The organism is Paenibacillus sp. Leaf72 (assembly GCF_001422685.1).
Classification (GTDB): domain Bacteria; phylum Bacillota; class Bacilli; order Paenibacillales; family Paenibacillaceae; genus Pristimantibacillus.
Map to the genome: position 1 here is coordinate 114,497 of NZ_LMLV01000004.1, position 25,550 is coordinate 140,046.

Annotated in this window: 31 protein-coding genes and 5 pseudogenes; 2 read left to right on the forward strand and 34 right to left on the reverse strand. The window is 41.6% G+C overall.

Annotated features, from left to right (window positions below; all coding sequences use genetic code 11):
• Positions 1-2: 2 nt before the first annotated feature.
• Both ASF12_RS11440 and ASF12_RS11445 read right to left on the reverse strand, forming a co-directional pair.
• Positions 3-1,064 (reverse strand): ABC transporter permease, encoded by a 1,062-nt coding sequence (locus ASF12_RS11440; protein ID WP_200931612.1) that lies wholly within the window; start codon positions 1,062-1,064, stop codon positions 3-5.
• Between the two features lie 83 nt (positions 1,065-1,147).
• A complete protein-coding gene (locus ASF12_RS11445) occupies positions 1,148-2,662 on the reverse strand; it encodes a sugar ABC transporter ATP-binding protein (protein WP_056034315.1) in 1,515 nt (504 codons plus the stop codon).
• A 270-nt stretch (positions 2,663-2,932) separates the two neighbouring features.
• On the opposite strand from ASF12_RS11445, the gene ASF12_RS11450 reads away from it, so the two are divergent.
• Complete coding sequence (locus ASF12_RS11450; protein ID WP_063892546.1) at positions 2,933-4,087, forward strand: DUF6688 domain-containing protein; 1,155 nt, start codon at positions 2,933-2,935, stop codon at positions 4,085-4,087.
• Between the two features lie 115 nt (positions 4,088-4,202).
• Here ASF12_RS11450 and ASF12_RS35050 read toward each other — a convergent pair whose 3' ends face one another.
• Positions 4,203-4,598: an immunity 22 family protein gene (locus ASF12_RS35050; RefSeq protein WP_056034195.1), complete on the reverse strand. Its 396-nt coding sequence runs from the start codon at positions 4,596-4,598 to the stop codon at positions 4,203-4,205.
• 412 nt (positions 4,599-5,010) lie between these two features.
• Positions 5,011-5,178: a hypothetical protein gene (locus ASF12_RS34405; protein WP_155973073.1), complete on the reverse strand. Its 168-nt coding sequence runs from the start codon at positions 5,176-5,178 to the stop codon at positions 5,011-5,013.
• A gap of 174 nt (positions 5,179-5,352) precedes the next feature.
• Here ASF12_RS34405 and ASF12_RS11460 point away from each other — a divergent pair, with 174 nt between their 5' ends.
• On the forward strand, positions 5,353-6,849 hold the full coding sequence (locus ASF12_RS11460; RefSeq protein WP_056034198.1) for an alpha/beta hydrolase family protein: 1,497 nt from the start codon (positions 5,353-5,355) through the stop codon (positions 6,847-6,849).
• A gap of 306 nt (positions 6,850-7,155) precedes the next feature.
• Here the strand turns inward: ASF12_RS11460 and ASF12_RS33635 are convergent.
• From ASF12_RS33635 to ASF12_RS34425, 30 genes and pseudogenes are all read right to left on the reverse strand, one after another.
• Positions 7,156-7,343, reverse strand: a pseudogene (locus tag ASF12_RS33635) (IS66 family transposase); the annotation flags it as partial.
• A 78-nt stretch (positions 7,344-7,421) separates the two neighbouring features.
• A pseudogene (locus tag ASF12_RS36530) lies at positions 7,422-7,511 on the reverse strand (IS66 family insertion sequence element accessory protein TnpA); the annotation flags it as partial.
• Positions 7,512-7,746: 235 nt separating this feature from the next.
• A complete protein-coding gene (locus tag ASF12_RS11470; RefSeq protein ID WP_235533126.1) occupies positions 7,747-8,760 on the reverse strand; it encodes an ABC transporter substrate-binding protein in 1,014 nt (337 codons plus the stop codon).
• Between the two features lie 110 nt (positions 8,761-8,870).
• Positions 8,871-9,869 (reverse strand): helix-turn-helix domain-containing protein, encoded by a 999-nt coding sequence (locus ASF12_RS11475; RefSeq protein WP_056034205.1) that lies wholly within the window; start codon positions 9,867-9,869, stop codon positions 8,871-8,873.
• Between the two features lie 214 nt (positions 9,870-10,083).
• Positions 10,084-10,839, reverse strand: coding sequence for a barstar family protein (locus ASF12_RS11480; protein WP_056034207.1), 756 nt, complete (start codon positions 10,837-10,839; stop codon positions 10,084-10,086).
• A 176-nt stretch (positions 10,840-11,015) separates the two neighbouring features.
• Complete coding sequence (locus ASF12_RS11485) at positions 11,016-11,435, reverse strand: SMI1/KNR4 family protein (RefSeq protein WP_056034210.1); 420 nt, start codon at positions 11,433-11,435, stop codon at positions 11,016-11,018.
• 278 nt (positions 11,436-11,713) lie between these two features.
• Positions 11,714-11,914 carry a hypothetical protein gene (locus ASF12_RS36315; protein ID WP_327204914.1) on the reverse strand — a complete coding sequence of 67 codons (201 nt, stop codon included), beginning with the start codon at positions 11,912-11,914 and terminating at the stop codon, positions 11,714-11,716.
• A gap of 70 nt (positions 11,915-11,984) precedes the next feature.
• Entirely contained in the window at positions 11,985-12,434 is a 450-nt protein-coding gene (locus ASF12_RS11495) for a hypothetical protein (protein ID WP_056034214.1), read from the reverse strand.
• A gap of 294 nt (positions 12,435-12,728) precedes the next feature.
• The gene (locus ASF12_RS11500) at positions 12,729-13,016 is read right to left on the reverse strand and encodes a pre-toxin TG domain-containing protein (protein WP_162241891.1); all 288 of its coding nucleotides are present in this window, start codon (positions 13,014-13,016) and stop codon (positions 12,729-12,731) included.
• Positions 13,017-13,244: 228 nt separating this feature from the next.
• Positions 13,245-13,502 (reverse strand): Imm32 family immunity protein, encoded by a 258-nt coding sequence (locus tag ASF12_RS11505; protein WP_056034219.1) that lies wholly within the window; start codon positions 13,500-13,502, stop codon positions 13,245-13,247.
• A 1-nt stretch (position 13,503) separates the two neighbouring features.
• Complete coding sequence (locus ASF12_RS11510) at positions 13,504-14,022, reverse strand: polymorphic toxin-type HINT domain-containing protein (protein WP_235533127.1); 519 nt, start codon at positions 14,020-14,022, stop codon at positions 13,504-13,506.
• Between the two features lie 546 nt (positions 14,023-14,568).
• A complete protein-coding gene (locus tag ASF12_RS11515) occupies positions 14,569-14,970 on the reverse strand; it encodes a hypothetical protein (RefSeq protein ID WP_056034226.1) in 402 nt (133 codons plus the stop codon).
• Positions 14,971-14,986: 16 nt separating this feature from the next.
• A partial coding sequence (locus ASF12_RS35565; protein ID WP_442952526.1) for a polymorphic toxin-type HINT domain-containing protein occupies positions 14,987-15,701 on the reverse strand: 715 nt, incomplete at its 5' end.
• A 192-nt stretch (positions 15,702-15,893) separates the two neighbouring features.
• Positions 15,894-16,184 carry an immunity 53 family protein gene (locus ASF12_RS11525; protein WP_056034230.1) on the reverse strand — a complete coding sequence of 97 codons (291 nt, stop codon included), beginning with the start codon at positions 16,182-16,184 and terminating at the stop codon, positions 15,894-15,896.
• 13 nt (positions 16,185-16,197) lie between these two features.
• A pseudogene (locus tag ASF12_RS36535) lies at positions 16,198-16,890 on the reverse strand (polymorphic toxin-type HINT domain-containing protein); the annotation flags it as partial.
• 105 nt (positions 16,891-16,995) lie between these two features.
• Positions 16,996-17,502, reverse strand: coding sequence for a hypothetical protein (locus tag ASF12_RS35190; RefSeq protein ID WP_056034321.1), 507 nt, complete (start codon positions 17,500-17,502; stop codon positions 16,996-16,998).
• A gap of 16 nt (positions 17,503-17,518) precedes the next feature.
• Entirely contained in the window at positions 17,519-18,013 is a 495-nt protein-coding gene (locus ASF12_RS36540; protein WP_162241892.1) for a hypothetical protein, read from the reverse strand.
• Positions 17,997-18,311 (reverse strand): polymorphic toxin-type HINT domain-containing protein, encoded by a 315-nt coding sequence (locus ASF12_RS36545; protein ID WP_442952528.1) that lies wholly within the window; start codon positions 18,309-18,311, stop codon positions 17,997-17,999. Before ASF12_RS36545 ends, ASF12_RS36540 begins: the two co-directional genes overlap by 17 nt.
• Before the next feature lie 279 nt (positions 18,312-18,590).
• Positions 18,591-18,842, reverse strand: a complete 252-nt coding sequence (locus ASF12_RS11545) for a hypothetical protein (RefSeq protein WP_056034238.1) — start codon at positions 18,840-18,842, stop codon at positions 18,591-18,593.
• Between the two features lie 2 nt (positions 18,843-18,844).
• Positions 18,845-19,177: a hypothetical protein gene (locus ASF12_RS11550; RefSeq protein ID WP_056034241.1), complete on the reverse strand. Its 333-nt coding sequence runs from the start codon at positions 19,175-19,177 to the stop codon at positions 18,845-18,847.
• Between the two features lie 286 nt (positions 19,178-19,463).
• Positions 19,464-19,757, reverse strand: a complete 294-nt coding sequence (locus ASF12_RS11555) for a hypothetical protein (protein ID WP_056034250.1) — start codon at positions 19,755-19,757, stop codon at positions 19,464-19,466.
• A 12-nt stretch (positions 19,758-19,769) separates the two neighbouring features.
• Positions 19,770-20,072 carry a hypothetical protein gene (locus ASF12_RS11560; RefSeq protein WP_056034251.1) on the reverse strand — a complete coding sequence of 101 codons (303 nt, stop codon included), beginning with the start codon at positions 20,070-20,072 and terminating at the stop codon, positions 19,770-19,772.
• 253 nt (positions 20,073-20,325) lie between these two features.
• Positions 20,326-20,724, reverse strand: a complete 399-nt coding sequence (locus tag ASF12_RS11565; protein ID WP_155973079.1) for a hypothetical protein — start codon at positions 20,722-20,724, stop codon at positions 20,326-20,328.
• A gap of 432 nt (positions 20,725-21,156) precedes the next feature.
• Positions 21,157-21,903, reverse strand: a pseudogene (locus ASF12_RS36550) (polymorphic toxin-type HINT domain-containing protein); the annotation flags it as partial.
• Positions 21,889-22,146: pseudogene (locus tag ASF12_RS36555) on the reverse strand (RHS repeat-associated core domain-containing protein); the annotation flags it as partial. The pseudogenes ASF12_RS36550 and ASF12_RS36555, both read right to left, overlap by 15 nt.
• 145 nt (positions 22,147-22,291) lie before the next feature.
• Entirely contained in the window at positions 22,292-22,582 is a 291-nt protein-coding gene (locus ASF12_RS34415) for a hypothetical protein (RefSeq protein WP_155973082.1), read from the reverse strand.
• 103 nt (positions 22,583-22,685) lie between these two features.
• The gene (locus tag ASF12_RS11575; protein WP_056034262.1) at positions 22,686-23,249 is read right to left on the reverse strand and encodes a hypothetical protein; all 564 of its coding nucleotides are present in this window, start codon (positions 23,247-23,249) and stop codon (positions 22,686-22,688) included.
• 14 nt (positions 23,250-23,263) lie between these two features.
• Entirely contained in the window at positions 23,264-24,241 is a 978-nt protein-coding gene (locus tag ASF12_RS35585; RefSeq protein ID WP_081418763.1) for an RHS repeat-associated core domain-containing protein, read from the reverse strand.
• Between the two features lie 232 nt (positions 24,242-24,473).
• Positions 24,474-24,677 (reverse strand): hypothetical protein, encoded by a 204-nt coding sequence (locus ASF12_RS35590; RefSeq protein ID WP_056034267.1) that lies wholly within the window; start codon positions 24,675-24,677, stop codon positions 24,474-24,476.
• A 373-nt stretch (positions 24,678-25,050) separates the two neighbouring features.
• Positions 25,051-25,200: a hypothetical protein gene (locus ASF12_RS34425; RefSeq protein WP_155973087.1), complete on the reverse strand. Its 150-nt coding sequence runs from the start codon at positions 25,198-25,200 to the stop codon at positions 25,051-25,053.
• Positions 25,201-25,550: the final 350 nt, after the last annotated feature.

A 25,550-nucleotide genomic window follows, 5' to 3' on the forward strand; every position in this document is an offset into this window, starting at 1 on the left:
CGTTAAATGTTCCTCCTCATGAGGTTATTGCGGTCAACGCCCCGTTTAACGAGCGCATTCGTAATAACGGCGATCAATATAATCGAGCCTTGAATGCCCGTCTGCCAAAAAGGCGATACATTAATAAGCGGCAGCGCATTATTAAGAATGCCGAGCAAGATCGAGCCAAGGATAACACCGGAAACTTTGCCCGAGCCGCCCGCAATGCTCACGCCGCCGAGTACACAGGCCGCAATTACGCTTAGCTCATATCCCATAGCTGTGTCGCCTTGCGCAGAAGCGAACTTGGATACCCATAGCACACCGGCTAGACCAGATAAACCGCCCATAATCGAATAAACGAGCCATAAAATGCGATCATTGCGGATGCCGCTGATTTTCGCCGATTCCGGATTGCTGCCCACCGCGTAAATCTGTCTACCGGTACGGGTGTGATTGATGAAATAATAAAATACGATGTAAATGACGACCGCAATGACGATCAGCGTATTGATGCCGAAAATCGAGCCTGTTGCAATCGCTTTGAAGCTGACCGGCATTTGATGGGCGCTTACCCATTTGCCGCCGCTGGCCATAAAGGTCAGCCCGCGGAACACGTTCATCATGCCGAGTGTGGCGATAATCGGGAGAATGCCCATTTTTGCAATGAGAAACCCGAGTACGACGCCGCACACTAGTCCGACAGCCGTTCCAAGCATAATCGCAATAAGCGGATTGACCTCCGGGAACGCATTTACCGTCAGGGCAGCAATCATACCCGACAGCGCAAGCGTCGCTCCAATTGACAGGTCAATCCCTCTTGTAATGATGACGAGCATCATGCCTGCCGCCAAAATGCTCAAAATCGCCGTATTCGTAATCATGTCGTTCATATTTTCCAGCGTTAGAAAGCTTGGATTGCGCAGCTGCACGATAAGTGACAGCACAATAATAAACCCCAGCAATCCCAGCTCGCGAAACTTCGCGACCACAGCGCTCAGCGACTGCTTCTCTGCTGGCTTGTTTACTAGCCCCTTGGCAGCCATTTTTGTCTCGGCCATTGCCGTCCCACCCTTTTCGTTCATAATGGAATATTCCCCGTTCAAAAATAACGCTTGCGAATCGTCCCGTCTTAGCAGCAGACTGTTCTTGCTATAGCTCACCACCGCTACGCTAGCACAACACCCGGGCTGCGACTTTCCATCGCCGCCTGCAAAATATTTTCCTGCGTCACCTCATCCTTGCCGAGCATCGCCGTCATTCGGCCTTCGCGCATAACGGCGACCCGGTCGCACATCCCGATGATTTCCGGCATTTCCGAGGAAATCATAATGATGCCGTAGCCTTGCCCCGCCAAGGTGCTAATAATTTCATAAATGGCTGATTTCGCCCCAACATCTACACCTTTCGTCGGCTCGTCGAGTATGAGAATATCAAGATCAGCCGTCAGCAGCTTGGCAAATACAACCTTCTGCTGGTTGCCGCCAGATAGCGAGCTGACCAGATTGTAAATGCTTGGCGCCTTGACGTTCATTTTTTGCGCCAGCCTGACTGCTTCCGCCTCTTCCTTCCCCGTATCAAGCGAGCCTTTGCTGACGAAGCGATCCAATGCGGGCAGCGTGATATTGCGTGAAATTTCCCAGTCCAGCACCAGCCCCTGCTTCTGCCGATCCTCCGGCAAGTAGCCAATGCCAAGCTTCATCGCCTGCTGCGGATTATCTACTCGCACCGGCTCGCCCTTCACGAACACATTCCCTTTGTCATACGCTTCAATGCCGAACAGGCCTTGAAATACCTCTGTGCGTCCTGCGCCTACAAGTCCGGTAAAGCCTAATATTTCTCCGCGCCGCAGCGAAAAAGAAATATCCGCAAAATAGCCTGTTCTGCCCAGCCCCTCTGCACGGAGCACTTCCTCCCCCAGCTTTGCCTCCGTCTTCGGAAACAGCTGGGTAATTTCCCGGCCTACCATGGCGACGATTAAATCTTTATTGTCAATTTCATCGACCTGCCAGCTGCCGATATATTTGCCATCGCGGAACACGGTCACCTTGCTCGCCAGTCGATACATATCCTCGAAACGATGGGAGATGAAAATAATCGAAGCTCCCCGATCGCGAAGCCGCTCCGTAATTCGGTACAGCTCCTCGCTCTCCCGCTTCGTGAGCGCCGCTGTCGGCTCATCCATAATGATGATTTTCGCATCGGCGGATAGCGCTTTCGCAATTTCGACGATTTGCTGCTCCGCTACGCTGAGCGACCCCATCAGTGTACGCGGGCTGAATTTTGCGCCAAGGTCATCCAGCAGCTTTTGCGCTTCCTTGTGCATCTCGCTCCAGCGGATGCGACGCGTGCCTTTTTGCACCTTTTCATGCCCCATAAAAATATTTTCCGTCACGCTAAGATCCGGATAACAGGTGACATGCTGGTAAATCGCAGCGATGCCGAGGCGCTTCGCGTCATTCGGGTTTTGAAACTTCACCTTCTGCCCATTCACGTACATCTCACCTTCATCGGGCGCGTGCACGCCGGTAATGATTTTAATGAAGGTCGATTTGCCTGCTCCATTTTCACCCATTAGCGCATGAATTTCGCCGGGTCTCAACTGGAACAAAACATTGCTCAACGCTTTAACGCCGGGAAAAATTTTTGTAATCGCTTTCAATTCTAAAACATATGGCTCCATCGGCTTGCTCCTATTCATCAGCTTATTTAAAGCAAACATGAAATAGCTTTTTTGTGACGCTTTAGATGTTTATTTACTTTCTTTTGTGATTATTCATGTTCGTTGATTTATCATTTCGACATGTTGTGCGCGATTCCTTTTTTTGAAATCGGTTTTTTTGGGAAAATTTTTGAGTTCGCTAGACCGAAATTGGGTAAATATGAGAGGATATAAGGATGAGATTGCGAGACTGCCCAGCGTTACATCACCGTTGTCCGCATAATTTAAGGAGTGAACCGCTTGATTTTGTATCTATTTTTAATTATTGCCTTCTTTCTTTTCCCAATCAGCTCCATTGCTCTCATGATTCGAAGCTGGATTATAGATGAGCGTACATCCGTTAAAAAGGTGCATGTAAAAATAATGGAGCTGCTGTCCTTCATCGCAATGGTAGTGTTTCTATGTGCAGGCTTTCTTCTAAACGACCACGGTGTAGCAGGTGGGTTGCCGCTGCATCAATTGGAACGGACATTACACTTTCGGGATGCGTACGCTACCCTTTCCAATGATTATGTTGTGACCATTATTTGCAGCATGATTTTGAGCGCCTTCGCTTATTGGGGGTTGAAAAGTAACAGAGGAGCATTGTCACCGCTTCTATACACAGCAGCATCTGTCCTCTTAATTGCCAATGTTATATTTGCTATCGTTTATTTTTCGCATACTGGCTTCGGCCATTACGGCGATGATTCCGCTGGAGCCACTCCTATTATTTTGCTGCATTTAGGCTTCGCTTGCTTAATCGGTTTGTATGCAGCTGAGCTTAAGCATTCCGCCAATGCATTTATGCACAGCGCCCAGCAAGAAGAGATTGTGTACAGCAGCAAATGGCTGCGGTTCATGGACTATTTTCGCCAAAAATATTACCGGCTGCCGCTGCTCTGGTCGATTGCATTTTTCCCTGTCATGCTAATCGTCCAGTTGCCGCTTGTCCTGTTCGGACAGCGTCCAGATAGCTTCATCCGTGTATTTCTCGAAACGAGCAGCTTTCATTATTCGAAATTGCCAGCCCCTCCACCGATTCTCGTGCCGGGAGACGGTCATTATTTATGCACCGTTTCGGTGAGGGGGCATCGTAAAATCGTCAAGCCACTGCGTGCCGGGCTTCGGCACGGCAACAGAATCGTCGTCAACCGCCAGCTGCTGGTTGCGAATGCTTTTGAAAATATTATTGAAGAGTACGCGCCACGAACGCACAAAATCATCCGCCGCTGCTATGACAAATATGGCTATCCGCTCAGTAAGCACATCAATCAGCCGTGGTCTGCCGATGTCGTTTACCTGCTGATGAAGCCGCTGGAATGGATTTTCCTCGCCGTATTGTATACGGTCGACCGAAACCCAGAAAACCGTATTCATCGGCAATACAGCGAGCTGCGAAAATAGCCTTTTGACAATAAAAAGAGCAATGAAAAAGAGAGATTAGCTTTGCTTAAAAAAGCAGGCTGATCTCTCTTTTTTTTAAAACGAAAAGGTTGGATTCATTGGACATATGCTGTCATTATGCCTGGTACGGCACACTTCCAATAAACTCCAGCTGTGTGGATGTATCTTGATAGCTCCCCTGTTCGCCACCATACTCGAAGTTGTACAGAATAATGACGGTATTAAATTCATCCAAAGTCATACCTTTTAGTAAAGCGGCAAACTTCGGAATCAATTCCTCCTCATAGGAGAAGCCTGCCAGCAAATTCGCTGCATCGCCACCTCGATCTTCCTCTGCGAAAAATTCAGCTTCCCTGAAATCATCGTCATACCACTCGATGCCAAAATGCCCCGCGAAGGCAGAAGGAATCGAATCTCCATCCTCTGTATAATTAATTTCAAGCAGATCATCGAACTGCTCCTCAGAGCCCAGCTTCCCCAGCCATAATGAAGCATAACCTGCTTTTTCCATGATAGTCCCTCCTGTAGCTTCTCGATAATATTTTCTTCTTTGAAGTCCATAAGCACTTCTTCCCTCCTCATCCTTCAAATCATGAATGATTAAAGCATTTGTTAAAGATAAAGTTGTTGATTTTTGTAATGTGAGATCATAAACATTATGATATCTAACTTTAACTCTGAATGGCTCTTTTGTTTCTAAAACAATTACATAGAAAGATATATCAAGTGTCCCAATGTAATCATCCTCATAATCGAGTTCAACCTCGTACTCCATTTTAACAAATAGTTGTTGTACACCCACGAACCATGAGCATTTAGCTTGTCAGTTATTATTTCATGATTTTTTATAGGGTAAGCGTCAAATAGCCCCCACCTGTTCAACTAGACGAGGGCTAAGTTATGCTGAATTATGATTTAACAAGTTAGCGGAAGTGATGCTGACCGAGGTAACAGCTTGTCCAAAGCTCCTGGATCGTCGCCGGAAAACCAATCGATTGATCTGGTTCATCCTTCGCAAGCGGCCATGGAGCAAATCGCGCAGAGATTGTATGCTGCGATTTCCGTTCATCCTCACCATTCCGAAACCGCACACCGAAACAACCCCGGCCGAAAGACAGGAATCCGCACATTACATGCCGTTTTCTGCGCCATCGTCGCGCAACCTTACAAGAGTGTAAGGCAATTGTCATCTAGATCAATGGCATCAACCTATCTGCTCCTCTATACTAATCCATTGATAGGACTATTTTTAAGGGGGAGTTGGCGTGAGGTTTTTTGAAATGCTGTTATTCTTTTCAAGTGCTTGTTTGTTGGCACTCCTGTTCATTTTCAATCAACGTATCCGAAGATCAGCTTTGCTCCTGACAAGCGGAGCAGGCTCCATTTTTTTAGTGATACATTTGCTTGTCGAAGGATACAGGGTTCAGCTTTTATTTTTATACGGATTTACGATCCTGATGCTTATGCTTTCGCTTATAGACGTTTTCATAACGCCGAAAGTCGTTCGGACTGCCTCGCGAATCCGTAGGGTGCTGGGCCGCCTTTTTATCGTGATTGGGCTAATCGCAACGGGGTGCTTCCTCTATGTGTTTCCCGTATTCGACTTTCCGGCGCCAACCGGCGAGTTGAAGGTAGGCACGCAAGTCTTTCATTTCATCGATCCAAGCCGGGAGGAGACATTTGGCAAAACCGCGACAGGCAAGAGGGAATTGATGGTTCAGGTATGGTATCCGGCTGGCACCGGCAAGTACGCTCCCTTTATTCCCGATACCCAGATTTTACGTTATATGGCCGCGAACTATGGCCTTCCCGGGTTTACTTTTCAACACCTGAAGTACGTATCCAGTCATGCTTATTCGGGGGCCGAAGTCTCTTCGGCACAGACTTCATACCCGCTGATCCTTGCGAATCCCGGCAATGGCTCTTCCAGGTTCCTCCACACGTCGCAAGCCGAAAATCTCGCGAGTCACGGATATATCGTGGCAGTGATCGACCACACCTACAATACATTTGCAACCGAGTTTCCGGACGGTCGAATCACGACCAGCACAACCAACGACTTATTCTCGCCCGACCATGATTACCGGACGAGTAGAGGAAATCGCGACAAGTTGGGAAAAGTTCTAACCGACGATGTGGCGTTTGCACTGGACCAATTCGAGCTCATCCAATCGGGGCAGATTCCAAGTCATCTAAAAGGGAGGATTGATCTCGGTCATGTCGGGGTATTCGGTCATTCCATCGGCGGAGCGACGGCCTATGACGCTTCTTACGATCCGCGAATCGCGGTTGGAATAGACCTTGATGGAGGGCTTTATCGATTGCGTGACAGAGAGGGTCTGCGAAAGCCGTTTTTGTTCATCAACTCGGAAAGCTATTCTGAAAAATTAAAAATGGTGATGGATAACCGGGTCTACACGGATGCAGAGCTTAACCGTATGGGCTCAACAAGAGAGTGGGAGGATCAAGTAACAGAAGATAAAAAGTTGGAGCTTGAACGGATGCGCGAAACGGTCGACGAAGGGGGACAAGTCCTCTATATCGAAAATACGGAGCATTTGAATTTTGCCGACGTACAGTTCATTTCTCCGATTTTCAAAATGCTGGGTATTACAGGAAAGATTGCGCCCGAAAGAGCGAACTCCGTTATCAATGCCTATATGCTGGATTTCTTCGATATGCATCTGAAAAATCAAGGCGGAATCTTAATGAAAGGACCGGATAGCCGCTTTCCGGAGGTGAAGTTCTTAACCTCACTATAAATTACGGAACAGGCTACCTATTTTGATATGCTCTCCTTCAAGTAAACAGGTTTAATAAATAAACCGCTACTTGAAGGGGAGTTTTCCTTTGTCTAAGAAGAACGAATACAATGCGATTGAGAAACTAGCCATCATACAGGAGTTAAAAGCAGGGCAGAGCAGCCGTGTGGAAGTAGCAAAAAAAACATAACATCAGCGTTACCACCTTTAGCAAAGGGCGGTCTACCAATCATCAGGAACGAATAGACATTGTTCTTTACTGTCATGCCCACGATCATGACTACGGGAAGACAGCGGAACAGTATCATTCGCAAATAACCAGTTCTTTCTCCCGATTACGAATGGCTTGATCGAGCGCTTACTGCGATTATTATCGCTCTCGAGCCGACCATCCTTCAGGAAGGCAATTTTCCCCACTGATTCAGGCTGTAAGCAATCGCTCTTCCAAACAGACACTTCGGCAGTGTTTGAGAGCGCTGTTGCTTGAGCCATATTAGAGAAGGAGAAACGCTGCCAGGTGGATCTACAGTGGCAAGAGGTACAAACTGTACGGGAGAAGTCTTTGGATCTGGAGTAGCTGAGGATGATACACGCTTTATTTTGTACAGCCAATATTTCAATTGTTCGACAGAACAATGATTTGCGGAGCACCAAGCTTTCATCGTGAGGCCACTTGCCCGATAGGCAGCCGTGTGTGCCAATCTTGTCTGCGTTGTTCTTTGGCATTCATGAGTTACCCTCCGTATTCAGGTTAATCTCATGATCTCATAGCTAGGTTAGTAGTTGAAGGGGTGGAGAGTTTGACGCTTACGTATAGGAAGCGTGCAAAAAGGGCGCCCCGGCCATATAACGGCTTCAGATGCACCCTCTTTGTATTATCTAGATTGTAATACAATTTTATTTAAGTATATCGTTTGCGAGTTGTTCAAGCAGCGCTTGTTTTCCTAGTGCGGTAAAAGCTTCATTATAATTCTGTCTCGTAGAAAGCTGATAGACTTGAGAATCCTTCACAGCTTTTAATCCGCTCCAAATCTTGCTGTCCTTAAGCACATTTTCTTCACTCTCTGACATAAGAATAATGTGATCCGGGTTTAAAGTGGACAATCCTTCAATACTTGTAACTTTGCCTCCCCATTTGTCCGGATCCGGAATACCCGGTGCTTTGGGCAGCTTCAAGTCGGAGTAAATAATATCAGCAACTCCAGTTGTGGAATAGATTCGCACTTCCTTTGCTGTTGCTTCAATGATGGCAAAAGTCTCATCAGGAATAGCCTTATTAATCTCGTCATGCAGTTGTGCAGCCCGAGCATCGTACTCTTTCAGCCATGCATACATTTCATCCTTTTTATCAAGCACATCCGCCACGAACGCAAATCGTTCCCGGAAAGAGCTGAAATTATAGGGCACTAATACTGTAGGAGCAATTTGGGAGAGTTTATCATAGATCGGTGCCTGAGGGGGACCTGCCAAAATAAGATCAGGAGCCGCCTCCATAATGATTTCTGGATTGGTCTCCGTATTGTACCACCCTGTGTTTAAAGTTTTGCTATCCAGCTTCGCCTGCACAATAGGGGTAAAGAGCGAGGGATCAGCCATATCTGTATTTCCGCTAGCAATCGGCTGGAAACCTAAAACCAGCAGTTCCTCTGTTGCTCCTGCAATATCCACAATTCGTTGCGGATTAGCGGGAATCGTTATCTGCTCCCCCCTTGCGTCAGTAACAATGCGTGTTGCAGAGCCCTCACCCTGTTGTGACACGGACGGTGAAGCAGAAGCGGAGGCTGTTGGTTGCTGTTGCTGAGTATCTGCAGCCTGCTGATTGCCTGTTGCTGAGCCCGAACTACTGCACCCAGCCATTAGCAAGATCATGACAATTGAAGTTAGTTGCACAAAAAAGGATTTCCTTAACACAAATATGCCCCTCTCGAATGATAATCATTTTCAATCACCGATTAAGCATATATCGACAACCGCAGACAAGCTACCAGCCGACGGAGAAAATAACGGTTTAACGGATTTTTTCAGGGCTTTATCACGATGTGTTGCTTATGCCGTTCCCTCCTTACGTCCGACGGAGAGCAGTCAAAAGATTTACGAAACACTTCAGCAAAATGGCTGAAGTTGCTGTAGCCCACAATTTGCGCGGTCTGGCTAACACTCATATTTTCAAAACGCAGCAAGCTCCAAGCTTTTTCCATCCGTTTATCCCGCAAATAGGAAAATACACTTTTACCAAATTGCTCTTTAAATCCGATTTTCAGCTTAAAATCATTTACCCCGCACATCCGCGAAAGCTCGATCAACGAAGGGGGATCAGCCATATGTGATAGTAGAAGCTCTTCCGCTTTCTTGATTTTATCGCGATCACTTCTAGAGAGTCGGCTCGGTCTATATTTTTGGTCTCGTTCAAATAATAAAGATTCAAAATATAAAGAGAACAATTCCAAGGCCTTACTCTCGACATACATTCTGCGCATGGATGAGCTACTAGGGAAATTACGCAACTGGTTGAGAATCTGCAACGTTTCCGGACCTATACTTGTTCGAAACATTCGGAAACTTCGGGTTCCCAAAATATCTGCAAAACTCGTTTTCGTTCTCCCTCCCACTTCCTGCATATAGCTATCGAACAAGAACAGGGGGATACCAATAGCCATTGTCTGCAATTTCGACTGACTTCCATAATCGAACGATACTTGAAAATCTTTCATAAATTGCAGTGTGCAGCAGTTCGGTTCTAATTCATAGGCTGAATCCGAGACACATACCTCTGCATTTCCTTGAAAACAAAAACTAAGCTCTACCATCGCCGCGTTGGATTGAAAGCTTACAATACGCCGTTTATTAAAATTTAAATTTGATTCAATGCATTCAATACCAGAATGGGTAATGAGACGGTTTATTTTTCCTTCTCCAATCACTGAATCGAGCCGTATTTCATCCATTTTTTCATCGTAACGTTGTGGTGAGGATAAGACATTAAAATAACGATTAATGATGCCATGATGTTCAGCTCTCATAATAAACCCCGTGTGGTCGCGCCCTGACCGTCAAACAGTCTGAAAAAATTGTGAATGATGGAGTTTGCCTTTATAAATAATTCATTTTGGATGGGTACAACAATAAGCTCTGTTATTGAAAAATTCATGTTAGCTCCTTTCTTCGATTGCAATTCATATATAGTTAAATTTTTGGAATATGCCGCAGTCTGTTTTTTAACTATATCAGACGAAATTAATTACAGACTAATGCTACATTTCTTACAGAAAATACTTCCTTTAATTGTTGAACAAAACTGATATCTTTCTTCCACTTACTATTAACATTAAGCAGATAAATAACAAATGGTGGCGCTGCACCGAAACCTCCACAAAGACAATCCTCAAGACTTTTAATATCATAACCATAGTAACCACCTGGGCCGTTAATAGCCTCACCAAGTGCACAGAAGAAATCAGAAGAATTTGTTACATTGGCTGTATCAATATAGTACTTTCCATTTTGTTGATCTTGAGAATTATGGCTTGTTTTGTAATGTAATCGGGCAACTTCTATCCATCCTATTCGCTGTTCTTTTGATAACGTTGTCCATACGTTTTTTTCTGTAAGTGATGATCTTCGCATCTCCCAAATCGCTAAATCTTCTTCCGCTGCCACTTGTAACAATTCCCCAATTAATTCAAGCTCAATCCTACACTCACTAAACTCGGACCTGAAATAATATTGAGGCTCTTTTAAAATTAAATAGTAAGATCCTATTGGGATCCCCTCATTATTTAGTATAGTGAGATACAAATTATTTATATATGTTTTGTTTTTCTTGCAATATTCCTTAAACTCATCATTAAATCGAAAATTTTTCAGAATTATTTTATGAAAAACCTCACTATCCATTTTCTCAATACAGTTTCCAGTCAGGCCAATAAGTTCAGAAGAGTTTCCAATAATTAAGTCACTCTCAGCATCTATTAAAGAAAATTTATAAAACATATAGCCTCCATAAGCTTTGACTTATTTCTTCCCACCTTCTAGATACAATGGGCCTGGAAATAGTCTAGATATCCTTTACTCATGATTTAATGCAAATTCAAGCGAGCCATCCATCCACTCCCTTGCTCTTCTGTCTCTCAAAGATACTGAGGGGACTGCCTCCTTAGGGCAGAGAACTAATAGAATTTGCAGATCAACTCACTAAATGAATTACAAACATGTACTTCTTCTATTCCACTATCTGAATCAGACTTACATAAAGATACCGAAGGTTTACTGCCTGACCGATAATCGAAGCAAAAAAGATGCTCATCCTCCCCTAGCCCGAACGGGACTAAGCCAGATGGAATATGTTTTTTCACTGAATTATATTTCTCAAGAATATCAAATTCATCAAATGCCAAGAACGTCAATAAGCAAATAAATTGTATACTACCTCTTCCATCCACCATAATATTTGAAGGAGATGGATAGCCACCTTGATATTTGATTGTATAATTCAGATAGTCTTGAGGAAAATGTATGGCTAATCTCTCCTCAACCATTTTAACATTTTCAATATCAGCTTCATCATAATCTGTTGTCCAAGTGACCATTAAGAATCCACTCCAACCGTTATAAAATCCGTTAATTCTATAATCATTTTCTTCAGTTAATATCGTTTATAGATCATTCTGCTTTGTTATTCAAAATCAATCATTTCATCTATTGCATCTTTAAACCAATCCCAAAATGTAATATATGACTTGCGCTGTTCGTAACCAGGGGATGAAAAATCATGAACAATCTGTACTTCTTCAGTTTTTCCTACTTCAAAACAAGCAATATCATCATTATCAATCCTCCGGGCGAAGGGGATTAATAATCTATTTGGTTATCTCTCTTGCAATCCCTTCAATCTTTGAAGAACTTGATCCTCATTCATTACATTCCATATATCAAAATCCACTAAATTAAGTCTAACTGTCATTAAAAAAGCATCCGGATATTTAAAATCCTTTGGCAGTTGAGAAGTATTTGGTAATTTTATTTGCATGATATAGTTACCATCCCATCCAGTAATATTTGCTCCCAAAGATACATAGTTCCAAACGAATAAGAATACAAACTTCTATGTCCTTGTAAACGCTCCAAAAAATTCATCATCAGCTACTTGCCCATATTGAATGTCTTGGTAATGAGCTGCTACAGTTAGGGCAATTAACTCTTGGTGTTTTATGAGCCTCATCCAATGCCTCCCATCTATCCGGACAACCATAATACAGCTCTGGAATTGTCGGGTTTGCAATAACTCCGAACCAATTACACTCTTGGCATTGCACATTCTCAATTTGCACTCTTTGTAGTTTGTTATTCATGTTGAATAATAAACAAAACATCCACCTGTTCTGATCCCCTAATGGATAGAATGCAAGAGAAAACAAAGTATATTTTTGCACGAAATTCATCATGTTAAAAACCATGTCTAATGCACCAATCCTCTGCCCCTCAATAACAGGATTGTTTACCAGAAGTTTAAAAGCTTTTTTATCTAAAATATATATTAGTTGATTATCAATCTGTTGCTGAGAAATTAACTCATTATTTAGGTTCACTTTGGAGTAAAACCTCCTATACCAAATTTAATTAAGAACTCATTTTCTGTAGACCCCGGTATTGTTTGAGGTAGTAACTGGGATTTCGGGATTTAGCCTCGTATACTTTTCCATCATTTGCAAAATACTTGGCAATCTTCTCATCAGTAGTGACAGACATCAATGTCCTATCCATTTTAAAGGCTTTTGGCAAATCTGTGCCGAATGCACCATGAGCTTGAATACCAGTTTCACTATATGCTATTCGGGTGGCGTCACTTAATAAATGTCCTGTTTCATCATATATTAAATTCTCTAAATAGTTATCTGTCCCCGATATACTGTAACTAGTTCATCCGCTTCACCAAAAATATTCTTCAGCTTCGAACCCGCCAAAATGACACCCTTGGTACCATACTTACCCGCATGCTTCAGACCCGGAATCGGAATAATGCTCAATGTTGCTCCGATTCCTTCGCCCCAACGATCTCCCGCCGAGAGATGTTCGCCAGTAATATAATTGTTACCCGTAAATGCCTGCTGGAAGCCTTTCACCGTGCTTACCCATGGCACGAGATCAGCTAGGCAGCTTCCGCCTTGCATGTTTGCCGCACCCATCACTAGCCATTGAACAATTGGAAAAAAGCTACATCCGCTTGATTTCCGGAAACAGCCTTAGTCCTTGCTATTTTTCAGTGACTAATAAATAAGGGCATGACCATCGGATAAATCTACATCTTTTTTAATTCCCACTATAAGGACACCTTAGCCTAGATACTTTTTCTAAAATCCAATCTATGAGTACAAGTTAACAATCGAGCCCTTTCATCATTAAATTTTTTCAATTATTAACTCACAAGAACCGTCTTCCAGAGAATTAAGATCATCGTAATGCATATGATTTCCTGACGGAACTTCTGGTTGTGCAAGGGTTAGTAACTGCCTAGCTAAGGATCGTAGACCTGCTTCATTCGCTTTAATGGTAATAATGCTACCTTCAATTGAAGACTCGATTGTAAAGTTGTCGTCCCAAACAAACTTTATACCTTCTTCTTTCCGATAATTTGGTATGTTAATTTCAATATTCACATTATTCCTCCAGATAAATATGCAGATTTTGAACAACCATCATTTTCCGTGGCTTACTAGGATTAAGAGCAAGGGTTTCAAAGTTCATATGCGGCCCTCCACCATGTTTGCCTAGAATATCTGTATCCCCCATTCTAACAACACGTATACCATCTTCGGACATAAGACGTCCATTCCCCAAATCTTTATAACCTTTTTCTAAAAACTCTTCAGCTGCTGATAACACATCATTCGTTTTCATTTTCATTCCATCTATAAGTGTGTAGCTAGCAGTTTTAACAAATTCGCAAGTTCCGCCACCAGTATTATGCACCCATATCCCAAAATCACTAACAAAATAGGTATGGAACTCATCCACCGTCATATTGAAAACAGTAGCCTGCCTATGTTCCAATACAATGCGATCTATCTTGAGTGTATTGCCATCGCTCTGAACAAGCAAGTCTCCAACTTTTAAGTCTTTGACAAACGTCCACCCTTTACCTTCTACATAGAACGGATGGTTAAAGAGCAATAGCATTCCAACTGCATCATACGCATAGACGGTTTTTTGTCCCTCCGTATCAATTACGGATAGGAGACGGCCCTGATTTTCGTACGCATACGTCACCTATTTATGTCAACTGGTCGTCACCAAATTGTTCGTTCACAATAACTATCGCGGCAAGTAGCCCATTCGTTGTGGACAATTTGCAGATAAGTCCTAACAATATTAATGGTCAGGCTATCTATCTCAAAAGATGCTTTGCCTTTTCATCCTCCCTATCGGGGCGGCTTATTCTACAATTGTGTAGCATTTTGAATATCCTATTAGAAAACGAAGTTAACAAAAAACAGGTCAATCATGATAGTATCTCACCATGTTCGACCTGTTTGATGTATCGGTATAGGGTATAGCGTTATTAAGGTTAAAAAAGTAAAGTATTGATGTGCTCACAACAATTTCAAGAAATCTTTATGCGGGTATTACATGGGTTAGATGTGTTAGCTGTGTTATTGGTTGAATGATGCGTTCATTCGGCACTGGGTAGCCCCATCCAAAAAGACCTCCGAGAGATTAGTCAAATTAGAATTCTTCCAATGAAATAGCTTCAACGGAACTACAGTGAAAATTGATGAAGTTATACCCATCGTTTTCTCCATATCCGCTATCATCATGAACATGATATCTTTGATTACTATCCCAACCTTGTTCTTTTTTATCATGTATTATCAAACTGTCTGTTAAATATATATTTGTGACTTTTCTTAATGAAAGTTCGGAAACATTATGATACCTAACTTTCAATCTGAAACGTTGTTTCGTTTCTATAACCGATAGAAAGAAAAACAAATCAAGTGTCGTAATATGATTATCTTCATAATCAATGTCAATATCATAGTTAACCGCAATTATTTCCTCATACATCCAAGAACCAAGAGCATTCAACTTTTCAGTAACTATACTGTAATTATTAATATATTGCAAATAGCATCCCTCCTTGTTAGTCAATAAATTCTATTTTATTTGTTGATTTATTAATTTTTCCCAATCTTAATCTCTCTGTTGATTTTTCTACAAAATATTTAAGTTCCTTAGCATTTCTCCCTGCATCTTGATAGATGTACTCGTGCATATGTGGATTTGTGTGGTGAGCAGAGTTACCATGATCACTATAATCAATTCTATACTTTTGTTTCCCTGCTTGGTCATAAATGACTCTAGAATTCTCAATCTGTCCACTAGAACCTAAGCGGCTAAAATCAATTCTAGTCCCCGGAGCCCCTTGCGTTGGAGCATAATTATTTTTGTAATACTCATCAGGTAAAAAAGGCTCATTAGCAAAGTCATCAGCTCCACCCATCCTTGGAATCTCACAATTATGAACCCAAATCCCCAGATTCGATACAAAATATGAATTAAAGTCCTCAACCTCAAAGTTATAAACCGTTGCTTCGCGCGACTCTTTTTCGATCTTGTCTATTGCCAGTTTAGTGCCGTCACTCGAAACAAGCAAGTCGCCGACTTTCAGGTCTTTAACAAACGTCCATCCTTTGCCATCAAGCCAGAATGGATGCTCGCCTGTGACCTCGATGATTTCATCCCCGATGTGGACATAATAGATTTCGTCAGCCTGTTTCTGGAACAGCCCTACGACCTCTTGATTTATAGGCTTTTTATAGGCGATCAAATCATTGAAACAACGTTTAACCATCCATNCTTGCCATCAAGCCAGAATGGATGCTCGCCTGTGACCTCGATGATTTCATCCCCGATGTGGACATAATAGATTTCGTCAGCCTGTTTCTGGAACAGCCCTACGACCTCTTTATAGGCCACTTCGGCACTGGGTAGCCCCCACAAAAAAAGAAACCTTGAAAGGCATAGAACCAATCAAGGTTGTGTAAAATTTAATCGTTAGTTGCCCATAGATAGAAAACCCTCAATACATCTTCAAGATTGCCCGGGCCTCCAGCACCAGAAAAGCAGCCATCCTCTATCTTGCAGTAGATCCAATCTTCTTCGGTTCGTTCAATTTGAATCAAATCAACTTGCTTATCTTCCAACGTAGTACCAATCAAATTTATGGCAACATGCCACCCAGGATTATCAATGGACGTTATTCTAATACCGCTTTCATGCTCCCATTCTCCGTCACATTGTGAGGAATACCACTCTTGTAACCATCTCAAAATATCCACTCATTCACACTCCTCAAAGCTTACCTGGAATTTCCCAAGGGTATGGCTTTCTTCCCCCCCCCGGTGTCTTAGGATCATTAACATGGGGTGTTTCCACCATTTGACCAGTTTGTTTATTAAAGTGCCCTGCTCCCTTGCCATCGTATCTCTCCCCTGGAGTAAACGGATTTGGGTTTCTTGGGTCGGATTTATACCATCTTTGCCAATTCGTTATTTCTCCTGTTTGAGGGTCACTCTTATAGGTTGAATGTTCTCCTGTTGCATCAGGATCATACTTCATATTGTTTTTACTTTTGCCCCCACCAGCTTTGGGTGCACCTGCATTACCCATCCCTGGGATCTCACAATTATGAACCCAAATCCCCAGATTCGACACAAAATAAGAATGAAAGTCCTCAACCTCAAAGTTATAAACCGTTGCTTCGCGCGACTCTTTTTCGATCTTGTCTATTGCCAGTTTAGTACCGTCACTCGAAACTAGCAAGTCGCCGACTTTCAGGTCTTTAACAATCGTCCATCCCTTGCCATCAAGCCAGAATGGATGCTCGCCTGTAACCTCGATAATTTCATCCCCGATGTGGACGTAATAGATTTCGTCAGCCTGTTTCTGGAACAGCCCTACAACCTCTTTATAGGCCACTTCCTCGGTCTTGTCATCTTTTGAGAGAACCTTATCCCCTACCTCGATTTCCTCGATAGGTTTCTCCTCTACTTGTTTCCTGCTAGAAGCCTTTCCCCATTCACCTCAGTGGTAACAGAGTCATAAAAAAGAAACCCTGAAAGGCAAAAGGCCAATCAAGATTTACAAAATTTAGCCTTCACATATTTGAATAATCTCTTTAGGTACAGATTCAAATATCAATACTTCCGGCTTGGAAAAAGGCTTTTTAACTTTATAATCTTGGAGTGTCATCAAACTTGCCCAGTACAATTCTACCCAATGTTCAATACTTTCACCTGTATCAAAATTTAGTGCTTCCTCATCGGTATCCTTCAAATCCTCATAAAATGCTTGGTCGTAGATAGAAAGAGAAATGTCCCCATCAAAAACCAAGATTTTATTTGAAAACACTGGAAAGCAAAATGATTTTGTAAAGCGATTAACAATATCTACCCCGATTGCCTTTCTGAAATTGACCCAATCAGGTGTATTTATAGGTCTGAATTGTTCTGTCACTTCAAGTTTTATCCTACCACCATTGCTATATCGATTGTTTGATTTTGTCATAGAATTTATACCACCCGACATAATTACCTCTTTGGAGACATAATGTTCATGACCTTCGGCTAAGTAGGCGTGATACAACAATTCATTCAAATTTTCACCTCCTAATTTATTTTCTTGAAACATAAGGAAAATGTGAACTTCTGGTTGGATCATCCAAATTTTCAAACACCCTATGACTCCCTGTTGGTGTATCAGGTGTACTAATATTACCGTCAAACTCTTTATAATACTTGGTTATTCTTTGGTTGCTTGGATTATTTGGATTTGGCCAATTTGAGTAGGCTTTATCAGGATTAGTTATTGTCTCTTGTCTTAATTTTCCTACGTCAACGTCCTGACCATATTGTGAACGATTCTTAGTCGATGGTCTCGTTGAATCGAATAAATGTTTTTCAGAGTGAGGATTAACAAAATCACTAGGATTACTTCCTCCACCAGATTTTGTAGGAACAGGATTACCATTAATCGCACAATTATGAACCCAAATCCCTAGATTCGACACAAAATAAGAATTAAAGTCCTCAACCTCAAAGTTATAAACCGTTGCTTCGCGCGACTCTTTTTCAATCTTGTCTATTGCCAGTTTAGATAAAGTCCTCAACCTCAAAGTTATAAACCGTTGCTTCGCGCGACTCTTTTTCAATCTTGTCTATTGCCAGTTTAGAACCGTCACTCGAAACAAGCAAGTCGCCAACTTTCAGGTCTTTAACAAACGTCCATCCCTTACCATCGAGCCAAAATGGATGCTCGCCTGTAACCTCGATGATTTCATCCCCGATGTGGACGTAATAAATTTCGTCAGCCTGTTTCTGGAACAGCCCTACGACCTCTTTATAGGCCACTTCTCCGGTTTCGTCATCCTTTGAGAGAACCTTATCCCCTACCTCGATTTCCTCGATAGTTCTCTCCTCTACTTGTTTCCTGCTGGAAACCTTTCGCCATTCACCTCAGTGGTACCAGATCGGCAAGGAAGTCATTCAAAAAAAGAAACCCTGAAAGGCAAAAGGTCAATCAAGGTTTACAAACTTTAGCCTTCACATATTTGAATAATCTCTTTAGGTTCAGATTCAAATAACTCGGGTATAAAGATTATATTCTTTCTTTTTGCTCCGCTCGATTCATTCATTAGTGGGTAGCCCTAACAACTTGTAGAATCAATCACATGAAAACCAAAATAATCATGATTCAAATGTAGTTCTTTCTGGAAACTCTCCCCCCTCTCTAACCAAGCAAATCACCAATCTTTGAGCTGCTCTATCAAAATAAAATTTGCTAGGAATATTAGGATCAGGTATAGACTCTATCTCGGAAAACTTCTTAGTTAACTTATGAAATTCAATTTTACCCATAACATCTTCATTTGGTCCAAATCTGTAGACAACTGTTTCGTCATCTTCCTGTACTTTTAGTAGCAATACATATGAAGCCAAATTTAATCCTCCTCATGTGGATACCATGGACGACCAGAATCAACCGTTCTATCATGTGCAGTCCTATAGTCTGTTTTAAAAATACCTTCAAATTTAGATTCAAAGAGTTCATGATTCAATAAGTCAATATCTTGTGGTTTAAATGATCCTTTTTGAAGTCTATCCCATGCTTGTGCGATTTCATAATCTGCTTCAAAGCGTCCAACACCATGTTCTTTAATAGGCTCTTTAATAAACAAATGATCTTTTATTCTTCGAATTCTATTCTCAGATATACCTGTATTTTGGGAAATACTCTGTATATCCACATTCGATTTTCTAAAGGAATCATACATTGCATCAGCAGCATCAAGTCGCTTTAGATATGCATCAACTGAAAGTTCTCTCCCACCTGTCTGAACATACCCCGTCCCCCCAGCAAAAAAACGTGATTTCAGCTTCGATCCAGCCCAAATGACACCTTTAGTGCCATATTTACCAGCATGCTTCAGGCCCGGAATCGATTGGAATGATGTTCAGCCACAATCTGATTAAATGATTAGTTATTCTTACAATGAGAAGCCTCATTAAGAACACAAATATACCTGCCTATCCGGAGATAAGCAGGTCAGATAATGTTATCTATATATCAAGTACAATTCCCTTACCAATTATTCTACCGCCACCGTTTAAATTAAATACATAATTTGGTACAATTAAATCTTTAAACACTTCCCCATAAGGCAATTCAATGTGTACAATATGCTTTTCTCCTTTCGAAATTACCCTTTTATCATCCTCTTCTCCTAAGCTAATTTTACACATAATCAATTCGCCATTCACATTAAATGATACCATTAATCCAGAAAATATATCCTTTGTCATTCCACCTTCATTTTCTGGTAGAAAATTGACTTCAGCGACGAGCTTTAACATTTTAAATTTCTCCTAATATTCGTGTATTATCTCAAGAATAGATTGATTAAATATATCATATTTATCTGGATGTACCGTTACAGATCCGCCTTTTAATATCATTTTTTCAACAGGTGTGTGGTCTAATTCATCAATTACACTCTTTAGTAGCTTTACTTTAATAATTGCTGAAGAATCCTTTAAGAAATCCGTCAGTTTCAACACTTCATCAAAATTATATCCGAATTGCTTACCATCAAAACTGTATGGTCCTGGTCTAAAGAGCCGATTATTCATTATGTCATAAAATTCATCTGGACCAACTGCTCGGAACAACTCAACAGTATCTTAAGTTTTTCCCTCAAAACTAAATAAATGCAAGTTTAGCTTTAGACCAAACTTACTTTTCAAAGATGTTGCTACTGCACTTTCGGTAGCTACTTTCTTCAGCTTCGATCTAGCCCAAATGACGCCCTTCGTGCCATATTTACCCGCAGCTTTAGACCCGGTCACGAGATCGCAAGGAAGTCCTGTTCAAAAAAAGAAACCTTGAAAGGCAAGAAGCCTGTCAAGATTAAGGAATTGAAAATTATAGATTAATTGTAAGAATTAAATTATCGGCTACTTCTTTGAAATTCCATTTAGAAAGCACAAATAGCCCTTCATAAAACTGGTCAATATGAATAGTCTTGCAAGCTATTGCATCCTCCTCAATGTTTTCTGAGGCGCATGATATAATCATTAACTTCAAAAATTCAATATCCAACTTGCTACTAAATTCAATGATTCCTTTTTTTAGATTAATAAGTTCAATTGGCGGATTCTCCTCTTCCTTCCAATCTTCAAATATACCTACAAATTCTTGATTAAATAGCTCGATCACTTTATCTAGAAGAAAAGGATTCAAATAAGCTAGCTTCTCCCCAGATATTTCCTCTTTTTTTAAGACCTTCATCGCTAACCTTTCGAATTGAACTACATCGTTCATAAACATTGACTCGTCACTGCTAAAAGTCAGAAACTGAGAGCAATCAAAAACTGCATACGACATATAAACACCTCTCAATAATTAATTTCTATATTTTCCGTTATTAAGATAATCATATAATTGACTTACATCATTACGTGTAGGAGAGGTTACTCCATCATTTTTCGTTTTGCTTCCTACAGAACCTCGAACGTTGCCAGATCTGTCAACATTTCTTTGAGGCTGATGAACATGTGGTGCTAAACCCGCATGCGAATCGCTTCCATATCTCTTGAATTGTCCTCCAGGAGTTCCAACGTTGTTAAATCCCGATGAATTCGTGAATAATTTCGTTTCTTTATCAATAGGCACATTATAATTCACATATCCTTCAAAAGTCCTTTCTCCAGGTTGGGATTTGTACCCCCATCCTTCCAAACCAGAACCCTTCCCATTTATCTCACAATTATGAACCCAAATCCCAAGGTTAGACACAAAATAAGAATTAAAGTCCTCAACCTCAAAGTTATAAACCGTTGCTTCTCGCGACTCTTTCTCGATCTTGTCTATTGCAAGTTTAGTGCCGTCACTCGAAACAAGCAAGTCGCCAACTTTCAGGTCTTTAACAAACGTCCAACCCTTGCCATCAAGCCAGAATGGATGCTCGCCTGTGACCTCGATGATTTCATCCCCGATGTGGACGTAATAGATTTCATCTGCCTGTTTCTGGAACAGTCCTACGACTTCTTTATAAGCTACTTCTCCGGTTTCATCATCCTTAGAGAGAACCCTATCCCCTACCTCAATTTCCTCGATAGGTTTCTCCCCTTCGTCTGTGAGAACCTTGGTTCCTGCTGTAAAGCAGTTACATTCGTAGACGAGTTTTTTCGTCGTTTTTACCGTACCTTCGCCAAAAATATTCTTCAGCTTCGAACCCGCCCAGATGACGCCCTTCGTGCCATACTTACCCGCATGCTTCAGACCAGGAATCGGAATAATGCTCAATGTTGCTCCGATTCCTTCTCCCCAACGATCTCCCGCCGAGAGATGTTCGCCGGTAATATAGTTGTTACCCGTAAATGCCTGCTTGAAGCCTTTCACCGTGCCTACCCATGGCACGAGATCAGCAAGGAAGCTTCCGCCTTGCAGCCATGCAGAGTCACCATCACGGCTTAAGCCAAACGGATCGACATAGGATATCGGGTTGCCATTCACATACGCATAGCGGTTCAGCGTTTGCGAATCGATGATCGAACCTGTCAATACATCCAAGTTGATGAAACGTTTGATTTCTGGATTGTAATAACGCGCACGCATATGGTACAAGCCGTTTGCGTCCGTTGCAACGCCATCCCGTCCATTATATTGGAACGGCTGCTCTGTCGTCCCCATATGACGGATTTGTTCACTATACGGCCCGTATTCATACGTATCCGTTGTCATCCGTTAGAGCGACTCTGCTTCCACGACGGTCATCAGGCTTTAAAATGATTGGGAATGAAAAAACCGTTTCCGTTTGAGTACCGGAAACAGCTTTAGTTTAGGCTCTTATTCAGTGTCTACTAAAAGGGACTTAGCTACATAAATTTTAAGGCAAAACTTTTGTATAATTAGGTATATGTGATGTTTGATCAGGCGTTGCTCCAAATGGGATCACTGTAGCTTTCTCAGGAATTTCAATTCTTGAAATGAGTATACCTTCTAAACATTCATTACACCATATTAAAAAATAGCCCTTCCTCCTAATGGCATCTCCGATATATTCAAAATTGATATTTCCACTACTACAGCTTGGACATTTGAATTTAGGAACATTAGGATATGTCTCTTTAACAATCGCCGCCAGTTGCAACCATTGTTTAAACTTGGAATTTATCAACTATATCCTCAACTCCAAAGCATCCTTTTTCAAACTTGCTTAAAATGGACATATTCTTTGCCTCTGTGCCCCCATCTAATCCTATACCTCCTCTTAAATAATCCTATTTGATAGTTTCAAAACCAATTTCAGATATATTTTCCAAAATCAAATTACTTTTTGAGTTAAAAATTGATTTCATTGAGATAATCTGTAAATTCTCATTTTTTGGGATCGAACCATTTATAAGTATTATTTCTCTTGTAGAAATCCTTATCCATCCAGTTCCAAGTCTTTTATTCCCAATATAATAATCGCTAGGTACCCAGAATGAATTGAACACATCTTCCCAGAATTCCTTCGTGCTAATTCCTTCAAAAATGTATCTCTTTACATCTAGAATATTTTTATAAATTACAAAAATCTCATCACATTCAAGTTGAACTGCATCTTCGCTTAAAGTAGCCGGAATTATGTTGCTTATGCTGTATGCATCTCTTAGTTCAGGAGCAGCGATAAGTCCGCTGCCTCCGATATTAATAACTGTTACTTTTTTTCCACTTTTTACTCCTACATACTCCCCCTCTAATAATAAATTTTTACTTAAGGCCGATATAGTGGAGGGTACCACTTTTTGCCCTCTTAATTTTATTGGTTTTCTCTCACGCTCTAATAATATAAATGACATTTCTCCACTCCTATTTACTGTATATATTCCCCATTTAGTACTCTTTGTATATCGTGTAACAATTCCTTTTTCAATCCGATATCTAAATTATAATTATTTATTATTGCTCTTTTAGCCATTAATTCTAATGCCTCTGGAGAATATCCTGCACTTTGCAGACCATTCTTATATTGTTGCCAATGGTTTACTTCCTCAAGCATATCAACCGTCCTAAGTTTCTGAGGATTCCAGCGGAACCATACTCCACTTTCAATAGAATGACCACCAAACACCGCATATGTTCCTCCCATATCAGCTTTTCTTATAGTCCCCCCTGATGCTCTTACTTCCTTTAACATTCGTGCAAACTTTATTCGCATCGGGTCCCACTTAGGTAAATCTCTAATTAATTGCCCAAAACCTTCACTTGGTAGACCAAAATCACTTCTCCAAGGATCAATATTTTTGGCAAGGTTCGTCTTACCTGAACCAAAAAGCTTCGAACCCGCCCAAATGACACCCTTGGTACCATATTTACCAGCATGTTTCAGACCCGGAATCGGAATAATGCTCAGTGTTGCCCCAATTCCCTCTCCCCAACGGTCCCCCGCCGAGAGATGTTCGCCGGTAATATAGTTATTACCTGTAAATGCCTGCTGGAAGCCTTTCACCGTGCCTACCCATGGCACCAGATCGGCAAGGAAGCTTCCGCCCTGCAGCCATGCGGAGTCACCATCACGGCTTAAGCCGAACGGATCGACATAGGATATTGGGTTGCCATTTACGTAAGCGTAACGGTTCAGCGTTTGCGAATCGCTGATCGAGCCTGTCAGCACATCACGGTTGATAAAACGTTTGATTTCTGGATTGTAATAACGCGCACGCATATGGTACAAGCCGTTTGCGTCCGTTGCAACGCCATCTCGTCCATTATACTGGAACGGCTGCTGGATCGTACCCATATGACAGATTTGTTCACCATACGGTCCGTATTCATACGTATCTGTTATCACGCCGTTGTTATCCGTTAGAGCGACTGTGCTTCCACGACGGTCATAATGATACGTGGCACAACCGATGAAACCTGCTCCGATTTGTCAGTTACATGCCTAATAACTATGAATTTCAAAATTTCTCTAAGTATATCGTTTGCCACACCCATCACTATCCATTGAACAATTGGAAAAAAAGCTGCTTCCGCTTGATTTCCGGAAACAGCCTTTATTCCTTGCTATTTTTCAGTGACTAATAAATAAGGGCATGACCATCGGATAAATCTACATCTTTTTTAATTCCCACTATAAGGAACACCACTCCCACAACCGGGACATTTGTCGGTTCCATATCTCTCGCAATGAAAGCACTATTTCTTGCCACATGATGTGCATTGATTAACAGTAACGGACTTATATGGTCAGGATTTTGATTGCAACTTGGACATTTTGCCATGTTCTTTCCTCCAATGGGTATGGTTCAGTTAAAACGGCTTCATCGCAGCGATTCAGATACATAAGGACTCGACCAAGTACAAGGATAACAGCAAGGGTAATGATGACCCTCACAATATGAAAACTAATTCCTGGTTCTTCTTCCAGATTGGCTCCACAATTCGGACAGTTTGTTGCAGATGGGGCAACGGAATGATTACATTCCGGGCATGGTTGTAGATTCGACATGTAAGGCACACTCCAAAACTTAAAATTATAGCTTTCGATTAGGCATAAGCATCGCCAAAATGAAACCGCTAATAACGGTTGCCCCCATAACGAATTTGAAACGGGTTCGCCGTTCATCGCCGTTTTGCCAATCGTCCAGTTCCCTTTCAAAAGATTTGTTGCATTTTTGCCTCGTTGTTCAGCACTTCCATTGTCAGTTTAGGTTCAGCCGGCGCTTGCAAATAGAGCATGTAATAAGCTAGTTCTAATACGATGATGATGGCCAGCAAGGTCATCATCAGTTTTCTTAGGGTCACAAAGCATCTCCTTCCATATCGAATGATTCAAAATGCTGGATAAACTTTTTGATCGTATCACACTTCATCATTCACTGACATCCAAACACTCACTTCTTTATGTCACGAATTTACGTACCAGTTGACAAGAGTTTACACGATACGCTTTTGCGTAATAAACGTGTGTAAAGCAGGGATATGCATTGACTAAGAAGATCGTGTTGAAAATAACGGACTTGTTACAAGAACATAATATCAGCCTTCACAAGTTGTCTATATAAGTTGAATCAAAGTTCTTAGCAAACCCTAGCAAGGAAAAATGAACCATTTGTCGAATAAGAAACAGATCAATAAACGGACAAGTGGGGACT